Raw genomic sequence first — 21,005 nt, 5'->3', positions numbered from 1 at the left:
CAAGCGTGTCTCTCGCCCTCTCCGCGCGGCCTCATGGCCACACCTCCGCCCCCGGCGGCGTCGGCCAGATGCTGCGCCGGCTGCTGCGGCTTGGGCTGGTGGGGCTGGGTGGGCTGATCGTCCTGGCGGGCGTGCTGATCGCCCCTCTGCCGGGGCCCATGGGCCTGCCGGTGGCGGCCGTCGGCCTGATGATTATTCTGCGCAATTCCTACAAGGCCCGGCGGGCCTTTGTGCGCTTCCAGCGCGCCCATCCTCGGACGCTGAGCCCCGTACGCCGGCTGCTGAAGCGTCGGCCGGAGGTGGCGCCGGTGGCCTGGCAGATGATGCTGAGAACCGAGCGCCTGATCATCCCGCGGCGCTACCGGGTGGCGGTCCGCAGCCGGCGTCTGTTTCGACGCCGGCGCAGAGCCTCGACTATTGTAGTTTAGAAGCCATCTGGCCGATCGCCCGGTCCACCAGGGGATCGGTCGTGGCCACGGCCAGGCGAGCCGACAGCACGCTGCGGGCGGCTTCGGCGGCCATGTCGGCGGCGGCCGCCTTCACGTCGGCCATGGCCTGGGCTTCGGCGCTGGCGATCTTGCGCTCGGCCATCTCGGTGCGGCGGGCGATCTGCTCTTCCAGCTTCACCGCCGCGTCCTTGCGCATGCGCTCGGAGTCTTCCTTGGCCTGGGCCATCATGTCGGCGGCCAGGCGTTCGGTCTCTTCGCGCTGAGCCTTGATCTCGGTCAGCAGGCGCTCGGCCTCGGCCCGCAGGCGCTGGGCTTCGTCAAGCTCGGCCTGGATCCGCTCGGCGCGGGCGTCCAGGGCCTTGGCCATGGCCGCAGGCACCTTCAGATAGATCAGCAGCCCGAAGAAGATCAGGACGGCGACCAGAACCCAGAATTCGGGGGTCATGAAAAAGGTCATGTCGTCTCTCCTCAGGCCGCGTTACGGGCGATGGCCGCATCGACCTCGGCGCGGGACGGCGCCTGGCCGCTCAGCTTCTCGACGATGGCCTCGGCGGTTTCGGCCGCCACGGTGCGGACATTGGCCATGGCCCGGTCGCGACCCGCCGCGATGGCGGCGTCGGCCTCGGCGAGGCGCACGTTCAGCTTGGCTTCCTCGGCCGCATTGCGGCTGTCGGCCTCAGCCTTGGCGGCCGCCTTGGCTTCGGCGGCGGTCTTCTGCGCCCGGGCGCGGGCCTGGGCCAGTTCAGCCGCGGCCTCCGCCGACTGGCGCTCGGCCTCGTCGCGGGCGCTGCGGGCGTCAGCCAGGTCGCCCTCGATCTTCGCCGCCCGCGCCTCGATGGCGCCGCCCACCCGGGGCAGGAACAGCTTGGACAGGATGACGTAGAGAATGACGAAAACGATCAGCAGCCAGAAGATCTGGCCCGGCCAGTAGCCGAACTCGAACTGGGGCAGGCCCGACGAGCCGTGCTCGGCGGCTTCCGTGCTTTCGTGCAGATCGTGGCTCGGCGTGGTCGGCGGGGTTTCGACGAGGGCGCCGCCGGGCTCGAGCTCTGGTGAAGTCTGGGCCATCAAGGCGCTCCGTTGAGTCTGCGCAGGTCCGTGCGAAGGACGAGAAATCCGAAAGCCGGGTCATGCGAAAGGCGGGCCGTGCGACAGCCCGCCCCCCCACGCACGGATAGTCTCGCCTTAGGCGGCGAACAGGATCAGCAGCGCGACCACGAAGGCGAAGATGCCGAGGGCTTCGGTCAGCGCCATGCCCAGGAAGAGCATCGGACGCTCGCCGGCCGAGGCCGACGGGTTGCGCAGCGCGCCGTTGAGGTATTGGCCGAACATGGTGCCGAGGCCGATACCGGCGCCGATCATGCCCAACATCGCCAGGCCAGCGCCGACGTATTTAGCAGCAAGGGGATCCATCGAGAGTGCTCCGTTTAAGCGATGGGGTCGGGGAAACGGGGGTGAGGAGTCAGTCGTGATCAGTGGCTATGCAGGTTCACGACGTCGTTCAGATAGACGCAGGCCAGCACGGCGAAGACGAACGCCTGCAGGAACGCGACCATGAACTCAAGGGCGGTGATGGCGACGGTGCCGGTCAGGGTGACCAGGGCGCCGACAATCCCCAGCGCGCCCAGCGCGCCGAGCGAGACCACGAAGCCGCCGAAGACCTTCAGCACCACGTGGCCGCCCACCATGTTGCCGAACAGTCGAAGGGCCAGCGTCACCGGGCGGACCAGGAAGGAGATGATCTCGATCACCACCACCAGGGGAAGCACGAAGAAGGGCACGCCCGAGGGCACGAAGAGCTTGAAGAAGCCCAGGCCGTTGCGGGCGAAGCCGACGGCGATCACCACCGCGATCACCAGGACGCCCAGGGTGGCGGTCACCGCCAGCTGCGAGGTCGAGGTGAAGAAATAGGGGACCATGCCCAGAAGGTTCATGGCCAGGATGAAGGCGAACAGGGTGAAGACGAAGGGGAAGTACCGCTTGCCCTCGTGACCGATGATCGAGTCGGTCAGGTTGTGGATCAGCTCGTAGAGCATCTCGCCCACCGACTGCAGCCGGCCCGGCACCACGGCGGCCTTGGCCGAGGCCGCGGCGAAGAACAGGGTGACGCTGGCCGCGGCGATGATCATCCACAAGGCCGAATTGGTGATCGAGAGATCGAAGCCCGCAACAGGCGGAAGCTCGAGAACCTGCTGGATCTCGAACTGATGCATCGGATCAGCCACGCCTCAGTCCCTCTTGTTCTGGCCAGGCCCCGCGGGCCAGCCGTCGTCGTCATCTTCATCGTCGTCGAAGGGGACCGAGGAAACCGGTCCGGCCTTCGCCGCCGCCTGCGCGCTCATGCGTCCCGCTGAACGCGAGATCAAGAACATCGCCAGGGCGGTACCCACAAGCACGCCCAGGAGCAAGCCCCAGGGCGAGGTTCCAGCCCATTGATCGAAGAGCCAGCCTAGGCCGAGCCCCCCAAGAACACCCCCGATCAGTTCGGCCACCAGCTTGTAGCCGGAGCCGATCGCGCTCGTGTCGAACTTCCCCTTCTGGTCACGCGCCGCCCGTTGGGCGTTCACCGCATCCAGTTGTGCGTCGAGGCGTTTCAGCGCCTCATCGTGCGGATCGTTCGACTGCGACATGAGCGGATGACGCCTTCCCCGGGCGCGGGCGGCCTGCCGGCGCCCCTGGTTCGATCGCGGCGGAACCTAAAGGGGCGGAGGTACAGCGTCAAGGCGCTGGCGCCCCACTCTAATTGTTTGATTTCTCTTGCCTATCGACCTAGGCGCCGCGATTCGGCGTCTGCGGCGCCTATTCCGCGGCCAGGGCCTCGGCCTGGCGGAGGTCCACCGACACCAATTGCGACACGCCGCGCTCGGCCATGGTCACCCCAAACAGCCGGTCCATGCGGGCCATGGTCACCGGATTGTGGGTGATGGTGATGAACCGCGTCTCGGTGCGCCGACGCATCTCGTCGAGCATGTTGCAGAAGCGATCGACATTGGCGTCGTCCAGCGGCGCGTCCACCTCGTCCAGCACGCAGATCGGCGCCGGATTGGCCAGGAAGACCGCGAAGATCAGGGCGGCCGCCGTCAGGGCCTGCTCGCCGCCGCTCATCAGGCTCATGGTCGCCATGCGCTTGCCCGGCGGGCAGGCATAGATTTCCAGACCCGCCTCCAGGGGATCGTCGGACTCTACCAAGCGCAGCTCGGCCTGGCCGCCCTCGAACAGGGTTTCGAACAGGGTCTTGAAATGGGCGTTGATGACCTCGAAGGCCGCCAGCAGCCGTTCGCGGCCCTCGCCGTTCAGCTCGTCGATCCCCTGGCGCAGGCGGGCGATGGCGCCGGTCAGGTCGGCGCGCTCGGTCTGCATGGTCTCGAGGCGGGCGGCGCTCTCGCGGGCCTCATCCTCGGCCCGCAGGTTCACCGCGCCTATGGAGTCCCGCTGACGCTCCAGATTGTGGAGATGGGATTCCATGCCGCCGGCGTCGGCGGGGATGGCCACGGCCTCGTCGGCCAGCAGGCGGGCGAGCTCGGCGGGCTCCACCCGGGCGGTCTCGCGGATCTGCTCGGTGATTTCGGTCAGCCGCTGAACCGCGGCCTCGCGGTGGGCGTCCAGGGCGGCGCGGGCCTCGCGGGCCTGGGCGGCGGCCGCGTCGGCGGCGCGCAGGGCCCGCTCGGCGTCCGAGCGCGTCGATTCGGCGGCCAGCATGGCGTCGCGGGCCTGGGCGCGCCGGGTCTCGGCGGCGGCGAAGGCGTCCAGCAGGGCGATGCGGCGGGAGTCCAGCGCCTTGGGCGCTTCCCGGGCGGCGTCCAGGGCCTGGAGGGTGCGGGCCCGGTCAGCCTCAAGGGTGTCGAGGCGTCGGCTGGCGGTTTCGGCCCGCCGCGCCCAGTCGTCGCGCTCCTTGACCAGCGTGGTCAGGCGGCGCGCGCGGCCCTCTCGCTCGCGAGTCTCCACATCCAGAGCCGAACGGGCGGCGGCGGCGGCCTCTCGAGCCGGCCCTGCGGCGGCGCGGGCCTGGGCCAGGGCGGCGGCCAGGTCGCCATCGGCGCTCGCCACGCTCACCTCGGCCAGCACCGCGGCATGGTGGGCCTGGGCCTCGGCCAGCTCGGCTTCGAAGCGGCCGATCATGTCGTCGAGGGCCTGGGCCTGGGCCTCGCGGCGGGCGTCCTCCCGCTCCAGACGCTCCAGGACTGCGCGCGCCTGGCCGACGCGCTGTTCGCAGGCTGGGGGCTCCCGTCGCGCCGCCTTGTGGGCGGCTTCGGCCTGGGTCATCGCCTCACGCGCAGCGCTTAGGGCGGTCCTGGCCGCCTGCGCCGCGGGCGTCAGAGCCTCGATCTCGGCCTCCACCTCGGCCAGCCGCGTCTTCTGCTCCAGGCGGACAGCCGCCGGCTTCTTGGCCTCGGCCCGGGCGGTGAAGCCGTCCCAGCGCCAGAGATCTCCTTCGCGGGACACCAGCCGGCAGCCGGGGGCGATCTGTTTGGTCAGGGCCTCGCCGGCGTCCCGGGACACCAGGGCCACATAGGCCAGGCGGGCCGCCAGTTGCGGCGGAGCCTTGACGTGGTCGCTCAAGGGGCTGGCGCCGGCCGGCCAGACCGGGGGCGCAGCCTCCGCCCCGCCCCAGTGGGCCGGCGCCTTAGGATCGAGGGCGGCTTCCAAATCATCGCCGAGGGCGGCGGCCAGGGCCATTTCATAGCCGCGCGCCGGCGCGATGGCGTCCAGGGCGGGCGCAAACCCGCCGCGCAGTTGAGGGGCAACGATCTGGGCCAGCGCGCGGGCCTCGGCGGTGTGCCGGGCGATCACCTCGTCCTGTTTGCGGGCGGCCTCGCGGGCCTGCGCCTCGGCGCTCGCGGCGCGGACCTGAGCCGCCTCGGCTTCCTCCAGTTGGGCGCGGGCGGCGGCGAGGGCGGCCAGCGCGGCCTCGAACTGCGCCTTGGCCTCGACAATGGCGGGGTCCTGCGCCGGACCCAGGGCCGCCCGCTCGGCCCGGGTCTGGTCCAGGGTCCGACGGGTGCGGGCGACCCGGGACTCCGCTTCGCTGATCTGCGCCGCTGCGGCGCGGGCCTGGGCTTCCTGGGCGGCCAGGGCGGCGGCCAGACGCTCTACATCGACGTCGGCGGCGGCGCGTGCGGCTTCAGCGCCCGCCAGGGCGGCTTGCAGTTCCGGCAGGCGTTCCGGGGCCTGCGCCACGGCGGCCTCCAGGCCTTCGACATCCTCCGCCAGGCGGGCGAGCGCGGCCTGGGCGTCCTCGACCATCTGGCTTTCGCGGGCGCGGTCGGCGTCGATGCGGGCGATCTCGGCCTCGCCGCGGGCGACCTCGGCGGCCAGGGCCTCGCCCTCGCGCTCGATGCGGTCCTTGTCGATGGCGAGCTTGCCCAGCACGGCGGCGGCCACAGCCTCGGCCTCGCGCAGGGGCGCCAGCGCCGCCTCGGCGATCTCAGCGTCAGTCGTGGCCGTGGCGGCGGCGCGGGCGGTGGCCTCGACGGCGCGGGCGGCCTCGCCAGCCTCAGCCTGCAGGCGCTCGGCGGCCTGGCGGGCCTCGGTCCAGCGGGCATGGAGCAGGGCGGACTGCAGGGCGCGGATCTCAGCCGACAGCCGCTTGTAGCGTTCGGCCTGCTTGGCCTCGCGGCGCAGGCGGTTGAGCCCGCCCTCCAGTTCCTGGGCCACGTCGTCCAGCCGGGCGAGATTGGTCTCCGCCGCCCGCAGGCGCAGCTCGGCCTCGTGACGGCGGGAATGCAGGCCAGAGACGCCTGCAGCCTCTTCCAGGATCAGCCGGCGGTTCTGCGGCTTGGCTGCGATCAGCTCGGAGATCTGCCCCTGGCGCACCAGGGCCGGGGAGTTGGAGCCGGTCGAGGCGTCGGCGAACAAAAGCTGGACGTCCCGGGCGCGGACCTCCTTGCCGTTGATCCGATAGGTCGAGCCCGAGCCCCGGTCGATCCGCCGCACCACCTCCAGAACCGGATGGTCGTTATAGGCCGCCGGCGCCCGGTGCTCGGAATTGTCGATGGTCAGGGTGACGTCGGCATGGTTGCGGGATGGGCGCTTGCCCGATCCCGCAAAGATCACGTCGTCCATGCCGCCGGCCCGCATGGCCTTGGCGGAATTGGCGCCCATGACCCAGCGCAGGGCTTCCAGCAGATTCGACTTGCCGCAGCCGTTCGGCCCGACAATGCCCGTCAGCCCCGGTTCGATCCGAAACTCGGTCGGATCGACGAAGGACTTGAATCCGGTGAGCCGAAGCCGCTGGAAGCGCACGGGCGCCTGGGTCCCTCGGCCGCTACTTCTGGGCCGCGGCGATGGCGGCGTCGAGCTCCTGGATGCTCATCTCGCCTTCCTTCACCACCTTGCCGTTGATGAGGAAGGTCGGGGTCGAGGTGATGCGCGCTTCCCGCTGGCTCTGGTCGATGCGCGCGTTCAGCGCCCGCAGACCTTCCTCGTCGGAGACGCAGGCCTGGAACTGCTGTTCATTCAGCCCCGCCGACTGGGCGATGCGCAGCAGGGTCCCGCGCACGTCGCCGCTGGTGAACATCTCCTGCTGGCTGTGGAAGATCGAATCCACCACGCTAAAATACTTGTCGTCGCCGGCGCAGCGGGCGAGCAGGAAGCCGGCGGCCGCGACCTCGACGGGCTGGGTCAGGAATTCCTTCAGCGTGTAGTGGACCTTGCCGGTGTCGATGTATTTCGACTTCAGTTCCGGGAAGACCTCGTTGTTGAAGGTCGCGCAGTGGACGCAGCTCAGCGAGGCGTACTCGGTGAGCTTCACCGGCGCATTGGGGTCGCCCATCGTCATGTCGCCATTGGCGGATCCGGCGGAGGAGGCGCCCGAACAGGCGCCCAGAGCGACCAGCGTCGCGGCGGCGGCGGCCATCAGGAGGCGGCGGCTGAGGTTCGGCATTTTGGGTCGGCCCTTTGTTCTCAAGTCCGGTTTGATGAGTTAAGCGCGATTCCCTGCGCTCGGCCCATGCGGCCATTGGCGGCTGGTCCACGTGCAGGCAGGAACGGCGCGGAGCCGCCAATGTCAACGTCGCGCGGCGCCGCGCAGCACACCACGTCCCAAGGCCAGCAATGCGGCTTTCAAAGGACCATCCGGCGCCTCGGCCAGACTTTCCCTCAGTTCGGCTTCCTGGGCGGCGTCCAGGGGGGCCGGGCGCCGCCGGGGCGTCTGGGCCGGCGTGGGGGCCTGCGGGCGCAGGGGGCCCTGCACGATCCGCAGCCGCTCGACGGCGCCGGAGCCCAGGAACAGGTTCACCCGCGAGAGGATTTCCGGCGCCTGATGCTGGACGAGCGCTGCGGCCGGGCCGGCCACGCGAATCTCCAGGGCTGCGCCCGCGCCATTGCGGCCCTTGACCAGCTTCACCGGCTCGGTGCGCCGGGCGATCTGCTCGCCGACAATCTCGCGCCAGCGGGCCTGGAGGGCGCCGGGGCCCTGGCCGAACCGGGCGTCCAGATCACGGATCAGCTTGTTCAGCGCGCGGCCAGCCGGCGGGGGCGGCCGCGGCGCGGGACGCGAGCGGCGTTGGGCCAGGATCTGGCGGGTTTCTTCCAGGTCGGGCAGGGGGCGGCGGGCCATCAGGACGCCAGGATACACCCGAACGATCGCCAGGTGAGAGTCCCCCTGCCCAAGTCGGCTGCGAACGCCTAAGTCTGCCGCCGTGAAGCCCGAAGCCCTCCGCGCCGCCCTGCTGTCCTGGTACGACGGACACGCCCGTGACCTGCCCTGGCGGACGGGGCCGGCGCAGGGGCGCGGTGGCCTGCGGTCAGACCCCTACCGCGTCTGGCTGTCGGAAGTGATGCTGCAGCAGACGACGGTGCCGCACGCCACCCCTTACTTTCTGAAGTTCACCGCCCGCTGGCCGACGGTCTCGGATCTCGCCGCTGCGCCGGACGACGAGGTGATGGCCGCCTGGGCGGGGCTTGGCTACTACGCCCGGGCCCGCAACCTGCTGGCCTGCGCCCGGGCTGTGGCGAACGACCACGGCGGCGTCTTCCCCGACACCGAGGCGGCCTTGCGCGCCCTGCCGGGGCTCGGCCCCTATACGGCGGCGGCCGTGGCGGCGATCGCCTTCGATGAGGCGACCAATGTGGTCGACGGCAATGTGGAGCGGGTCATGGCGCGGCTATTCGCCGTCGAGACGCCCCTGCCGGCCGCCAAGCCGGAGCTGAAGTCCCTGGCCGCCGCCCTGGTGCGCGATGAGCGCCCCGGCGACTGGGCCCAGGCGCTGATGGACCTGGGCGCCACGGTCTGCCGGCCCAAGTCGCCGCTCTGCGACCGCTGCCCCCTGACGGCCGCCTGCGCCGGCCTGGCCACGGGCGCGCCGGAGACCTATCCGCGCAAGAGCGCCAAGGCGGCCCGACCCCACCGCCACGGCGTGGCCTATATCCTGACCCGCGGGGAGGAGGTCGCCCTGGTGCGCCGGCCGCCCAAGGGCCTGCTGGGGGGCATGCTGGCCCTGCCCACCAGCGACTGGCGGGAGGCCCGGTGGTCAGACGCCGAGGCGCTGGCGGCGGCCCCGGCCGCGGGAGACTGGCAGGGCGCGGGCGAGGTGGACCACGTCTTCACCCACTTCTCCCTGACCCTGCGGCTGCTACGGGCGGAAGGGGACGCCGATGACGTGATCTGGACGCACCGACGCGACCTCGACGCCCTGCCCAGCGTCTTCCTGAAGGCGGCGCGGGCGGGGCTGTCGAACCTGCTGTAGGGCTTGTCCGCCGCGCTCTTAGCCCCACTATCGTCATCCTGGGCCTTGTGCCCAGGATCCCTCTCGACGCTTGCGCCCCGCCCTCGACAGGGATGCTCGGCACAAGGCCGAGCATGACGGTGATGGTGGTCGGGGTGAGTGGCCTTAAGCCGCCACCGCCGGAGCTTCCTTGCGCATCTTCGCTCGCAGGACGTCGATGGGGGCGAGGCCCGCATCGGTCTTGAAGTGCCAGTAGGTCCAGCCGTTGCAGGCCGGCGCCGACTGCACCATGGCGCCCACCTTGTGGATCGAGCCGGTCATCTCGCCCACCGCCAGGCTGCCATCGGCGCGGACCCGGGCGGCCCGCTCGCCCTTGGGGCAATAGAGGACGTCGCCGGGACGCAGGAGGCCTGCCTCGACGATCTGGCCGAAGGGCACGCGGGGCTCGGAACGCTTGGAGCCGGTCACCTGGACGTCCTCGGGCGAGACGGGAATCACCTTGGAGATGCGGGTCTTGGCGACGGCGATGTAATCGTCCTCCTTCTCCAGCCCGATGAAGCGCCGGCCCAGCCGCTTGGCCGCCGCGCCCGTGGTGCCGGAGCCGAAGAACGGGTCGAGGATCAGGTCGCCGGGCTTGGTCGAGGCCAGGATGAGGCGGTGGAGCAGGGCCTCGGGCTTCTGGGTCGGATGGGCCTTGGCGCCGCTGGCGTCCTTGATCCGCTCCTCGCCGGTGCACAGGGGGAAGGTCCAGTCCGAGCGCATCTGCAGCTCGTCATTGGCCATCTTCATGGCGTCGTAGTTGAAGGTGTAGCGCCGGCCCCCGCGGGACTTGGCCGCCCAGATCAGGGTCTCGTGGGCGTTGGTGAACCGGGTGCCCTTGAAGTTCGGCATGGGGTTGGACTTGCGCCAGACCACGTCGTTCAGGATCCAGAAGCCCAGGTCCTGCAGGGTCGCGCCGACCCGGAAGATGTTGTGATAGCTGCCGATCACCCACAGGGCGCCGTCGTCCTTCAGGACCCGGCGGCACTCGGCCATCCAGGCCTTGGTGAAGGCGTCGTAGGCTGCGAAGCTTTCGAACTGATCCCAGTCGTCGTCGACGGCGTCGACCTTGGAATTGTCCGGCCGCAGCAGGTCGCCCCCCAGCTGCAGGTTGTAGGGCGGGTCGGCGAAGACCAGGTCCACAGACCCCGTCGGGAGCTTCTTCAGCTCCTCGATGCAATCGCCCTGGATGATGGTTTCGGCGGGAAAGTTCATGACGCCCCTCGGATCTACAGAAGGGAATCTTCCCCCATCGTGGTGAAGGGGCCGTTTCGAAACGTGGTGAACGAGGGATTAAGGCGCCGGCCTCATCCGTTCGCCAGAGCCGCCAGCTGCGCCAGGGTTCGGGCGAGTTCGCTCTGGCGGCGCAGGCCGAGCTTTTCGAAGATGGCGCGGAGCTGATTGCGGGCCGTGTTGACCGAGATGTCCAGGTCGCGGCCGCATTCGGCCAGGCTCAGGCCACCCTGGAGCTTCAGCGCCAGACGGGTCTCCGCCCGGGTCAGACCAAAGCTGCTTATCAGAGCGCTAGCCAAGGCCTCGGTTCGTGCGGGCGGGGGCAGAAGAAGGGCGTAGCTGTCGCCGCCGCCGGACAGAAGGGCGAAGAGTGGCCCACCGGCGTCGGCGTCGAACCGTACGATGACTTCGTGGATGCGATCCTGCCGCAGACGCCGCCGCGCCGTGGCCAGGGCCTCCGCACAGGCGGCGTCCCGGAAGGCGAGGCGGTCGCCCTCGATGGCGCCCAGCAAGGCGCCAAACTGGGCGACGCCCGCGGGATTGCCGCCCAGAACCCGATCGCCGCCATCGACCACAAGCATGGCGCTGCTGGTCTGGGTCAGCGGCGGGGCCAACGCCCAGGCGGCGGAGATGGGGATGTGGGGCCAGGGGGCCTGGGGCTGGTGCGTCATGATGGGCGACGATGTCGCCCGTTAACCCCGCCCGGTATCCCCGGTTGGGGGGTGTGTCAGACCAGGGCCGCGGTCGCTGCGGCGACGATTTCGGGGTGGGAGGCGTGGATCAGGCGCCCGGCCTCCGGGACCCGGATCACCTGGTGGCCAGGCAGGGCCGTGTCCCACACCTCATCGCCTTCGCCCGGGAGGTAGAGCACGTCCTGCTCGCCGACCATCCGCGTCCAGGACCGGCCATCGGCCAGGGTCGGCGGGCGCCAGCCGATATAGCCGCTCTGCTCCTGGATAAAGCCCCAGGGGGTGGCCAGGGCGGCCAGACGGGCCGAGGCCACATAGTCGGCCAGGACCCTCGGGTCCTCCAGGGCGGCGAGGTCGGCCGGGCTCGCCTTGACCGCCTCGCGCACGATACCGGCCATGGACTTCGGGCTGGCGCGCCGGACCAGGAAGGCGGCGATCGGTTCGATCAGCTGCGGCTGGGCGGAGATCATCCGCTTGGCCATGTTCATCAGTCCGTCCCAGCGGGTGTCGACCTCATAGGGTCGAAAGGGATTGAGCAGGACGCCGCCGGCGAACAGTTGCGGATAGGTCTCGGCGAAGGCCAGGGCGGCGGCCTCGCCGCCGCGGCACAGCAGGCGGACCGACTTCAGCCTGAGCGCGCCGGCCACCAGGGCCATGTCGGCCGCTGCGCGCTGGGCGCCGACCTCGCCCTCGCCCTGGGGCGGATCGGTGAGGCCAAAACCCGGACGCTCGATGGCGATAGGTCGGAGCCCCCGCCGCTGCAGGGCGCCGATCAGGCCGCGATCGATCAGACTGCCCGTCAGCGCGCTGTGCATGAGGAAGGTGGGCGCGCCGCTGGCCGGGCCATAGTCCGACAGGGCGATACGTCCGCCCCCGTCCGGTCGGGCGAGCAGGCGCAGGGGCCTCAGTTCGTCGGCCTGGGCCGCATGGGCGAGGTTGTCGGCGCCGGCTACCGCCAGCAGGACCGAGGCCTGGACCACCACCTCGCTCAGGGCGCCGGCTGTGCGCACGCCCAGCACCTCGAACAGCCGCTTGAGCTCGGCCTTCACCACATGCTCGCTGACCTGCAGGGTGGCGGCGATCTCCGGCCGCGTCAGACCCATGGCCACCAGCCGGCCGACGCCGGCCTGGCGTTGAGACAGGCCGAGCGCCTGGGCGAGCAGGCCGGTCTCGGCCAGGTCGAAATCCCCCAGCCCCACCGCCATGTGCAGCCGGCGCACCAGATCGGCCTGCCGTCGGGCGCCGGCCTTTCGCAGGGCTGAGGCGATCGCCTCCCGGGCGGTTTCGTAGGCTACGCCGGCGGAGCGGGCGGCGGCCCTGAGGTTGTCGCGTCCCAGCAGCGCCGCGACCACCCGGCCTTCCAGGGACGTCAGCCGCCAGCCGTCGCAGGCCCGCTGGACCAGGCTTGGATGGGCGAAGGGACGGTAGGTCAGCACGATCAACCCGGCTTCACCCTCCCCAGCGGCGGCGATGGCCGGCGACAGGGGCCAGCGGCGGGCCGCCAGCGGCGCTGCGACCAGCACGACGGCCGTGTCCCCGTCCAGACATGGCTCCGCCGACAGCCGCCAGGCCCCCACCGCGGGCGGGGCCGGCTGGAGGTCGGAGCCAAAGGTCTGCGTGAAGACCGGATCGGCGAGGATCAATCGGCCGGAACGCGTGAAGGCCGCGCTCGCCAGGGCCTGGGCAGGCAGGGACAGGGGCGCCCCGGCCGCCGCGGCGTCGGGGGACACGCGGTCGATCGAGGCCAGAAGGCGCTCGGCCCCCGGCCCGCCGGATGCGGTCCCCACCGCCGACCTACGCTTTTCCCCTGGCTGCATGACCGCGGCCAAGCCCCTGTTCACGCCAACACGTCCCAGCGGCCATTCGCCGGGGCCGAAGGCGGAAGGTCAAGAGCCGCCGGTCGGCGAACCCCGGTCCAGCCTCAGTCCTGAAGGGGTTCGGCGTCGTATTTGGCGAGGCTTCCGGTGATGCGCTCGCCGCGAAGCACCTTCTGCACCGGCGACCAGCTGGCGCGATGAATCTCGCAGGGGCCCAGGCGTTCCAGGGCGCTGATATGGACCGGGGCGCCGTAGCCCTTGTGGCCGGCGAAGCCGTAGCCGGGATAGCGTTCGTCCATCTCGATCATCAGCCGGTCCCGGGCGACCTTGGCCAGGATCGAGGCCGCGGCGATGGAGAGCGACTTGCCGTCGCCGCCGACCACGGTCTTCACCGGGCAGGGCAGCTTGAAGGGGTAGTTGCCATCCACCAGGGCGAAGACCGGAGTCACCGCCAGGGCCTCGATGGCCCGGCACATGGCAAGGCCCGCAGCGTGCAGGATGTTGAGCTCGCTGATCTCGCCCACCGAGGCGAAGCCGACGCCCCAGGCGATAGCGCTGGCCTTGATCTCGATTTCCAGGCCTTCGCGGGCCTTGGCGGTCAGCTTCTTGGAATCGTTGAGGCCCGTCGGAATGCGCGCCGGATCGAGGATCACCGCCCCGGCGCTGACCGGGCCGGCCCAGGGCCCGCGGCCGGCCTCGTCCACGCCACAGACCGGAGAGGGGCAGGCGGCTTCCAGCAGCAGGTCTGGAAAGACGAGGAGAGGGGCGGGCTTGCGGGCCATCAGGCGCTCATAGCCGCGACTTCGTCGTGACGGAAGCAGCAGGTGAGGTGGTCATTCACCATGCCCACGGCCTGCATGAAGGCGTAGACGATCACCGGGCCGACGAACTTGTAGCCCTGCGCCTTCAGCGCCTTGGACACCTCCACGGCCAGCGGCGTCTGGGCCGGGACCTGGCCGATCTCACTCCACTGGTTCTGGATAGGCTTGCCGTCGGTGAAGGCCCAGAGGAAGCTCGACAGGTCCTGGCCCTTGTCGCGCATGTCCAGATAGATGCGCGCGCTCGCGATGGCGGCGTCGATCTTGGCGTTGGAGCGGACGATGCCGGCGTTGGCCATCAGTCGGGCGCGGTCGGCCTCGTCGAAGCGGGCGACGATCTCGGGGTCGAAGCCGGCGAAGGCCTCGCGGAAGGCCTCGCGCTTGCGAAGGATGGTGATCCAGGAGAGCCCGGCCTGGAAGCCGTCGAGCACCAGCTTCTCCCACAGCGCCCGAGGATCGTACTCCGGCACGCCCCAGTCGGTGTCGTGATAGGCCTCGTACAGCGGGTCGCCGGCCATGCCGCGCCAGCCACATCGAATCAGCTCGCTGCTCATGGGCGAAGTTTCGCCGGGGCCTTCCAGGCTCGCAAGTGAGGAGGTTCCCCCTCACGCCAACACCCTTTTCCGTCATGGTCGGGCTTGACCCGACCATCCATGAACACCGGCCTGGCAGGGTGTTCATGGGCCCTCGGATCAAGTCCGAGGGCGCCGGGAACCTACTGTGTGAGCGCCCGCTCGAACCAGTCCGGCCGCACCACCCGCACGGGCCGGCCGTCCACGCTCAGGTCGGCGCCTTCGATGCGGTCCAGGCGCAGCGACGCCATGGCCAGGCCGTCCGCGCCGCTCAGCATCTGGCCGGCCCGCAGTTCGCCGGCCAGCACCTCGGCGCCGGGCGCCGGGGCCACGCCCTCGAAACGGATCGGCAGGAACCGCGTCTTCACCGTGCCGCGGCGCTTCATCCGCGAGGTGGTCTCCTGGCCGACGAAGCAGCCCTTCTTGAAGTCGATGCCGTTCAGCAGGTCGAAATTCGCCTCGATCGGATAGGTCTGCTCGGTCCCCCAGTCGGCGGGACCTGGCACGCCCAGGGATCGGGCGAAGGCAGCGTAGTCGGCCTCGCCGCCCATGGCCGCGCCCTGCGGGGCCACAGCGCCATAGCCGCGCCAGCCCAGCTGCGGCAGTCGCGGATCGGCCAGCCAGCCCTCGCCGGGCGCCGCGCCATCGCCGAACAGGACGGCGACCTCGGCCTCGTCGGCGGCGATCGTCACCTTGGCCCGCAGGCGATAGATCATCAGCCGCTGCAGGATCGCGTCCCGGTGCTCGGCGGCCACGTCCAGCCAGCAGCCGTCCTCGCGGCCGATCACGAACAGGTCGTAGAGCACCTTGCCCTGGGGGGTCAGCAGGGCGCCGAAGCGGATCTCGCCCGCCGCCAGGGTCTCGACATTCTGGCTGATCAGATTGTGCAGGAAGTCGCGCCAGTCAGCCCCGCCCAGGGCGATCACGGCGCGGCTGGCGAGGGGAACATAGCTCAAGGTCTGGACCATGGTAGGGCACTTAGGATCGCGGCGGCTCGCGCGCCAGCCAGAGGCCCTCTATAACCGGCCGATGACGCAAGGGTCTTTCCCCATTCTGTTCATCACCGCGACCCGGATCGGGGACGCAGTGCTGTCCTCCGGCCTGCTGGCCAAGCTGCGCGAAGAGATTCCCCACGCCCGCTTCACCATTGTGGCCGGACCCGCCGCCGCGCCGCTGTTCGCCGACACGCCAGGCCTGGACGAGCTGATCGTCTTCCAGAAGGCGCGCAACGGCGGCCATTGGCTGGCCCTGTGGAACAGGGTCCGCCACCGGCGCTGGGGCCTGGTGGTTGACCTGCGCGGCTCGGCCATGGCCAGCTTCGTGCGCACCAGGCGCCGGGCGATCTTCCGCCGCCAGCCTGGCCACCCCGTCCACAAGGTGGTCGAGGCCGCCCGCCTGCTGAAGCTGGAGGACGAGCCGCCGGCGCCCCATATTTTCACGAGCCCCGAGACCGAGGCCGCCGCCGCCGCCCTGACCCGGGGCGGGGGACCGATCCTGGCCCTGGCGCCGGCCGCCAACTGGGTGGGCAAGACCTGGCCCCTTGAACGGTTCGCCCAGCTCGCCATCCGTCTGCTTGGCCGGGACGGCGCCCTGCAGGGCGCGCGGCTGATGGTGCTGGGATCTCCCGACGACACCGAGGTGGTGGCGTCGCTGCGCCACGTGGTTCCCAGCCACAAGTTCATCAACCTGGTGGGCAAGACCGACCTGCTGACCAGCTATGCCGCGCTCCGTCATGCGCGGCTCTTCGTCGGCAACGATTCGGGGCTGATGCACATGGCCGCCGCGGCCGGCGCCCCGACGCTCGGGCTGTTCGGCCCCTCGGACGACACGCTGTACGCCCCCTGGGGGCCGCAGACCCGCGTGGTGCGTGGCGCCCGCACCTTCGAACAGATCCGCCAGCAGGACCCGGACCTCAACCAGAGCTTCTGTCACATGATGGATCTCAGCGTCGACACCGTGGCGCGGGCGGCCTACGACCTGCTGGCGCAGACGGAGACGAGCCATGGCTGAGACCTATGACCTGATCGTCCATGGGGGCGAGGTGGTGAACCACGACGGACGCGGGGCCGCCGATATCGGCGTGCGCGGCGGCAAGATCGTCGCTATCGGCGACCTCTCCCAGGCTTCGGCGGCCGAGCGTTTCAACGCGGCGGGCCTGCACGTCCTGCCCGGCGTCATCGACACCCAGGTGCATTTCCGCGAGCCCGGCCTGGAGTGGAAGGAAGACCTGGAGAGCGGCTCGCGCGGGGCGGTGCTCGGCGGCGTGGTCGCCGTCTTCGAGATGCCCAACACCGAGCCCACCACCACCGACGCCGATGCGCTCGCCGACAAGCTGGCCCGCGCCAAGGGGCGGATGCACTGCGACCACGCCTTCTATGTGGGCGGCACCCACGAGAACGCCAGCTTCCTGGGCGAGCTGGAGCGCCTGCCGGGCTGTTGCGGGATCAAGGTCTTCATGGGCGCGTCCACCGGCACCCTGCTGGTGCAGGACGACGAGGGCGTCGAGCAGGTGCTGCGCCATGTGAACAGGCGGGCGGCCTTCCATTCCGAGGACGAGTACCGCCTGGCCGATCGCCGGGGTCTGGCCCGCACCGGCGACTGGACCAGTCACCCGGAGGTGCGCGACGCCCAGGCCGCCATCGAATCCACCGAGCGGCTGCTGCGCATCGCCCGCAAGCTCGGCAAGCGTATCCACGTCCTGCACGTGACGACGGCGGAAGAGGTCGAGATCCTGGCGCGCCACAAGGACGTGGCCAGCGTCGAGATGACTCCCCAGCACCTGACCCTGGAAGGCCCCGAGGCCTATGAGCGGCTGAAGGGCTTCGCCCAGATGAACCCCCCGATCCGCGAGGCCCGCCACCGGGCAGGCCTCTGGCGCGGGCTGGCGGCTGGCGTCACCGACGTCATCGGCTCCGATCACGCCCCCCATACCCGCGAGGAGAAGGCCAGGCCCTATCCGGCCTCGCCCTCGGGCATGCCCGGCGTCCAGACCCTGGTGCCCATCATGCTGACCCATGTGGCCGAGGGACGGCTGTCCATCGAACGCTTCGTGGACCTGACCAGTCATGGGGCCAACCGGTTGTTCGGCCTGGCCGACAAGGGCCGGCTGGCGGTGGGCTATGACGCCGACCTGACCATCGTCGACCTCAAGGCGCGCCGGACCATCACCCACGACGCCATGGCCAACCGCGCCGGCTGGACCCCCTTCGACGGGATGGAGGCCAAGGGCTGGCCCATGGCGACCATCATCCGCGGGCGGGTCGTCATGCGCGACGACGAGGTGGTGGCCGAGGGGACCGGGGCGCCCGTCCGCTTCGCCGAAACCCTGGCGAGCTGAGGCCGACACAGGCCACGCCCCCTTTTCAGGCGCCGGCGTGCGCGTCCATAAAGTCATATGGACGCAGAGCTTCGCATCGAGACCGCCGCCTTCCGCGATCCGCGCTATGGCGCCAAGCGGCTGGAGGTGGAGCATAGGGCGGACGGGACCATGGTCCTGGCCAATCCCACGCCCTTCTCGCAGCGGTTTCAGACGCCCCATGAGGCCCTGGCCTATTGGGCCGAGGCGGCGCCCGACCGCGTCTGGCTGGCCGAGCGGGCCGGGGCGGGCTGGCGGACGCTCACCTATGGCGAGGCCTGGCATGCGGTGACGCACCTGGCCGGGGGGCTCGTCGCCCGCGGCCTGACCGGTCCGCGGCCGATCCTGATCCTGGCGCACAATGGCGTCGACCATGCGCTCCTGATGTACGCGGCCATGAGCCAGGGGACGCCGGTGGCGCCGGTCTCGCCGCAATATGGGCTGGCGGGGGCGAACCTGGCGCGTCTGACCCACGCCTGCGAGGTGCTGCGCCCGGCCGCGGTCTTCACCGAGGACGCCGAGCGCTTCGCCACCGGGCTGTCGGCGGAGGTTCTGGCCGGCCTGCCGGTGATCGCCGCCAGCCATGGCCGGCCGGGACACATCGCGCTCGCCGAACTCTATGGACAGGCGGCGGCGCCCAGCGCCCATCCCGGCGACCACGCCAAGTATCTGCTGACCTCGGGCTCCACCGGCCTGCCCAAGGCGGTGATCATCACCCAGCAGGCCCTGGCCCTGAACTCGGCCCAGATCGCCGCCTGCTTTGACGACGACGAGCCGCCGGTGATCGTCAACTCCGCGCCCTGGAGCCACAGCCTGGGGGCCAACTCCATCCTGCACATGTGCGCCACCCGGGGCGGGACGCTGTATATCGATGCGGGCCAGCCGACGGCGGCGCGGTTTGCCGAGACGGTGCGCAACCTCACCGAGATCTCGCCCACCTATCACAACATGGTTCCGGCCGGCTGGATGCTGCTGGTGGACGAGCTGGAGAAGGACGAGGCCCTGGCGCGGACCTTCTTCGCCCGCCTCCGGCTGATGCAGTATGGCGGCGCCAGCCTTGGCCAGGACATCAGCGACCGCATCCAGGCGGTCGCCGTGCGCACCGTGGGCGAGAGGATCAGCTTCGCCAGCGGTTATGGCGCCACCGAGACCGGCCCCACAGCCTGCAACGTCCACTGGCCCAACGACCGCATGGGGCTGATCGGCCTGCCCATCCCCGGCACGGCGGTGAAGCTGGTTCCCGTGGCCGGCAAGCTGGAGTTCCGGGTCAAGGGGCCGCAGGTGACCACCGGCTATCTGGGACGGCCCGAGCTCTCGGCCCAGTCCTTCGACGAGGACGGCTTCTATATCCTCGGCGACGCCGCGCGCCTGGTGGACCCACAGGCGCCGGAGGCCGGCTTGGCCTTCGACGGACGCATCTCGGAGAACTTCAAGCTGGCCAGCGGCACCTTCGTGGCCGTGGGCGAGGTGCGGATCGCGGCCCTGTCGGCCATCGGCGGGGCGGTCACCGACGCGGTGGTCTGCGGCGAAGGCCAGGCCGCCCTTGGCCTGATGTTCTATCCCGATCCCCGCCGGGCCCGCGACGAGGTCGAGGCCGCCGTGCGCCGCGGCCTCGACGCCTACAACGCCAAGGCCCGGGGCGGCGGCCGCATCGCGCGCGCCCTGGTCCTGCCGGACGGCCCCGATGCCGGGGCCGGCGAGATCACCGACAAGGGCTACATCGCCCAGACCCTGGCCAGAACCCGCCGCGCGGAGGCCCTGTCGCGCCTCTTCGCCGATCCCCCGCCCCCTGATGTGATGGTGTTTGACTGATGAACGGCGCCGACGCCCTGATCGAGACCCTGTTGGCCAATGAGGTCGACGCCTGCTTCGCCAATCCCGGCACCAGCGAGATGCAGTTCGTCGCCGCCCTGGACCGGCAGCCGACCATGCGGCCGGTGTTGTGTCTGTTCGAAGGGGTGGCCACCGGCGCCGCCGACGGCTTCGGCCGCATGGCCGATCGGCCGGCCTGCACCCTGCTGCACCTGGGCCCGGGCTACGGCAACGGCCTGGCCAATCTGCATAATGCGAGGCGCGCCTACACGCCGCTGGTCAATGTGGTCGGCGACCACGCCACCTATCACCGCCAGTACGACGCGCCGCTGAACTCCGACATCCCGACCATCGTCGGCCCGAACTCGCTGTGGGTGAAGTCGGCCGACCGCGCCGACGATGTGGCGGGCCTCGCCGCCGAGGCCGTCGCCGCGAGCTTCGGCCCGCCCGGCGGCCCGGTCAGCCTGATCCTGCCCGCCGACTCCGCCTGGACGCAGACCAAGGTGGGCGCGGTGAAGGCGAAAAAGCCCGAACGGCCAGCCCCGTCCGGCGACGCCATCGAAGCGGCCGCCCGCGCCGTCCGCGCGGCGAAGAAGACGGTCCTGCTGATCGGCGGCCAGGCCTGCCGCGCCGAGGCCATGGTCCAGGCCGCGCGGCTGGCCGCCCATGGGGTGCGAGTGCTGGCCGACACCTTCGTCGCCCGCCAAGGCCGGGGGGCCGGCCTCTTCCAGCCCGGGCGGATGCAGTATTTCGGAGAGGCGGCCCTGGCCGATCTGGCCGGGACCGACCTGATGCTGCTGGCCGGCACGACCCAGCCGGTGGCCTTCTTCGCCTATCCGGACCGGCCGAGCCTGCTGGTGCCGGAGGGCTGCGAGTTGATGACCCTGGCCGCCCGCAGCGAGGACGCCGTGGCCGGCCTGCGCGCCCTGGCCGACGCCCTGGGCGCCCCGGCGTCGGGCCCCGTCCAGCCCCTGAAGCGGCCTGAAGCTGCGCCCACGGGCCCGATGACCCCGCAGGCGGCCGGCGCCTCCATCGCCCGTCATCTGCCCGAAGGGGCGATCATCTGCGACGACTCGGTGACCTCTGGCGGCGGCGTCGCCAGCCAGACCGGCACGGCGGCCCCGCACGAGGTGCTGGCCCTGACCGGCGGCGCCATCGGCCAGGCGATCCCGCTGTCCATCGGCGCGGCCGTGGCCTGTCCCGACCGCAAGGTGCTGTCGCTGAACGGCGACGGGGCGGCCATGTACACGGTCCAGGGCCTCTGGACGATCGCCCGGGAAAACCTCGACGTCACCGTCGTGGTCTTCGCCAACCACGCTTATCGGATCCTCAATATCGAGCTGGGCCGCACGGGGGCGGGCGAGGCTGGCCCTTCGGCCTCACGCCTGCTCGATCTCGGTGACCCGCGGATCGACTGGGTGGCCATGGCCAAGGCCATGGGCCTGCCGGCCGTACGCTGCGAAACCGCCGAGTCCTTCGAGACCGCGTTCGCCGGCGCCATGCGCAACAAGGGCCCCATGTTCATCGAAGCGGCCATCGGCTGAGCCTGTCTCCG

At 70.9% G+C, this 21,005-nt stretch carries 20 protein-coding genes; 6 read left to right on the top strand and 14 right to left on the bottom strand.

Annotated elements, in window-relative coordinates; all coding sequences use genetic code 11:
- Nucleotides 1–5: 5 nt before the first annotated feature.
- Nucleotides 6–428: a hypothetical protein gene (locus Q8L83_RS10025; RefSeq protein WP_305286508.1), complete on the top strand. Its 423-nt coding sequence runs from the start codon at nt 6–8 to the stop codon at nt 426–428.
- On the opposite strand, the gene Q8L83_RS10020 is transcribed toward Q8L83_RS10025, so the two are convergent.
- From Q8L83_RS10020 to Q8L83_RS09985, 8 genes are all read right to left on the bottom strand, one after another.
- Nucleotides 415–906, bottom strand: coding sequence for a F0F1 ATP synthase subunit B (locus tag Q8L83_RS10020; RefSeq protein ID WP_305286507.1), 492 nt, complete (start codon nt 904–906; stop codon nt 415–417). The two genes, Q8L83_RS10025 and Q8L83_RS10020, sit on opposite strands and share 14 nt — an antisense overlap.
- Before the next feature lie 11 nt (nt 907–917).
- Nucleotides 918–1,517, bottom strand: coding sequence for a hypothetical protein (locus tag Q8L83_RS10015; RefSeq protein WP_305286506.1), 600 nt, complete (start codon nt 1,515–1,517; stop codon nt 918–920).
- A 117-nt stretch (nt 1,518–1,634) separates the two neighbouring features.
- On the bottom strand, nt 1,635–1,862 hold the full coding sequence (locus tag Q8L83_RS10010) for a F0F1 ATP synthase subunit C (protein WP_300579263.1): 228 nt from the start codon (nt 1,860–1,862) through the stop codon (nt 1,635–1,637).
- Nucleotides 1,863–1,921: 59 nt separating this feature from the next.
- Nucleotides 1,922–2,674 (bottom strand): F0F1 ATP synthase subunit A, encoded by a 753-nt coding sequence (locus Q8L83_RS10005; RefSeq protein ID WP_304713902.1) that lies wholly within the window; start codon nt 2,672–2,674, stop codon nt 1,922–1,924.
- 3 nt (nt 2,675–2,677) lie between these two features.
- Entirely contained in the window at nt 2,678–3,079 is a 402-nt protein-coding gene (locus tag Q8L83_RS10000; protein ID WP_304713903.1) for an AtpZ/AtpI family protein, read from the bottom strand.
- Between the two features lie 169 nt (nt 3,080–3,248).
- Nucleotides 3,249–6,692: a chromosome segregation protein SMC gene (gene smc, locus Q8L83_RS09995; protein WP_305286505.1), complete on the bottom strand. Its 3,444-nt coding sequence runs from the start codon at nt 6,690–6,692 to the stop codon at nt 3,249–3,251.
- A gap of 22 nt (nt 6,693–6,714) precedes the next feature.
- Nucleotides 6,715–7,332 (bottom strand): DsbA family protein, encoded by a 618-nt coding sequence (locus tag Q8L83_RS09990; protein ID WP_305286503.1) that lies wholly within the window; start codon nt 7,330–7,332, stop codon nt 6,715–6,717.
- 123 nt (nt 7,333–7,455) lie between these two features.
- A complete protein-coding gene (locus tag Q8L83_RS09985) occupies nt 7,456–8,007 on the bottom strand; it encodes a DUF721 domain-containing protein (protein ID WP_305286500.1) in 552 nt (183 codons plus the stop codon).
- 82 nt (nt 8,008–8,089) lie between these two features.
- Between Q8L83_RS09985 and mutY the strand changes: the two genes are divergently transcribed.
- Entirely contained in the window at nt 8,090–9,136 is a 1,047-nt protein-coding gene (gene mutY / locus Q8L83_RS09980) for an A/G-specific adenine glycosylase (RefSeq protein ID WP_305286498.1), read from the top strand.
- Between the two features lie 144 nt (nt 9,137–9,280).
- On the opposite strand, the gene Q8L83_RS09975 is transcribed toward mutY, so the two are convergent.
- From Q8L83_RS09975 to Q8L83_RS09950, 6 genes are all read right to left on the bottom strand, one after another.
- Entirely contained in the window at nt 9,281–10,369 is a 1,089-nt protein-coding gene (locus tag Q8L83_RS09975) for a site-specific DNA-methyltransferase (protein ID WP_305286496.1), read from the bottom strand.
- A 92-nt stretch (nt 10,370–10,461) separates the two neighbouring features.
- Nucleotides 10,462–11,058, bottom strand: coding sequence for a helix-turn-helix transcriptional regulator (locus Q8L83_RS09970; protein ID WP_305286494.1), 597 nt, complete (start codon nt 11,056–11,058; stop codon nt 10,462–10,464).
- Between the two features lie 56 nt (nt 11,059–11,114).
- Nucleotides 11,115–12,806: a LuxR C-terminal-related transcriptional regulator gene (locus tag Q8L83_RS09965; RefSeq protein WP_305286492.1), complete on the bottom strand. Its 1,692-nt coding sequence runs from the start codon at nt 12,804–12,806 to the stop codon at nt 11,115–11,117.
- A 191-nt stretch (nt 12,807–12,997) separates the two neighbouring features.
- Nucleotides 12,998–13,675, bottom strand: coding sequence for a ribonuclease HII (locus Q8L83_RS09960; protein WP_305286490.1), 678 nt, complete (start codon nt 13,673–13,675; stop codon nt 12,998–13,000).
- Nucleotides 13,675–14,265: a DNA-3-methyladenine glycosylase I gene (locus Q8L83_RS09955; protein WP_305286489.1), complete on the bottom strand. Its 591-nt coding sequence runs from the start codon at nt 14,263–14,265 to the stop codon at nt 13,675–13,677. The genes Q8L83_RS09960 and Q8L83_RS09955 overlap by 1 nt, the downstream gene beginning before the upstream one ends.
- A gap of 161 nt (nt 14,266–14,426) precedes the next feature.
- Nucleotides 14,427–15,251, bottom strand: coding sequence for a folate-binding protein YgfZ (locus Q8L83_RS09950; RefSeq protein ID WP_305286488.1), 825 nt, complete (start codon nt 15,249–15,251; stop codon nt 14,427–14,429).
- A 61-nt stretch (nt 15,252–15,312) separates the two neighbouring features.
- Here Q8L83_RS09950 and Q8L83_RS09945 point away from each other — a divergent pair, with 61 nt between their 5' ends.
- Genes Q8L83_RS09945 through Q8L83_RS09930 form a run of 4 tightly spaced genes read left to right on the top strand, consistent with a single transcriptional unit; the run spans nt 15,313 to nt 20,994 of the window.
- Nucleotides 15,313–16,293, top strand: a complete 981-nt coding sequence (locus Q8L83_RS09945; RefSeq protein ID WP_305286487.1) for a glycosyltransferase family 9 protein — start codon at nt 15,313–15,315, stop codon at nt 16,291–16,293.
- Nucleotides 16,286–17,620 (top strand): dihydroorotase, encoded by a 1,335-nt coding sequence (locus tag Q8L83_RS09940; protein ID WP_305286486.1) that lies wholly within the window; start codon nt 16,286–16,288, stop codon nt 17,618–17,620. Before Q8L83_RS09945 ends, Q8L83_RS09940 begins: the two co-directional genes overlap by 8 nt.
- A gap of 57 nt (nt 17,621–17,677) precedes the next feature.
- Nucleotides 17,678–19,450, top strand: coding sequence for a feruloyl-CoA synthase (locus tag Q8L83_RS09935; protein WP_305286485.1), 1,773 nt, complete (start codon nt 17,678–17,680; stop codon nt 19,448–19,450).
- A complete protein-coding gene (locus tag Q8L83_RS09930) occupies nt 19,450–20,994 on the top strand; it encodes an acetolactate synthase large subunit (protein ID WP_305286484.1) in 1,545 nt (514 codons plus the stop codon). The genes Q8L83_RS09935 and Q8L83_RS09930 overlap by 1 nt, the downstream gene beginning before the upstream one ends.
- Nucleotides 20,995–21,005: the final 11 nt, after the last annotated feature.

The organism is Phenylobacterium sp., assembly GCF_030680185.1.
Lineage (GTDB): Bacteria > Pseudomonadota > Alphaproteobacteria > Caulobacterales > Caulobacteraceae > Phenylobacterium.
This window is presented reverse-complemented; position numbering and strand designations above follow the sequence as displayed.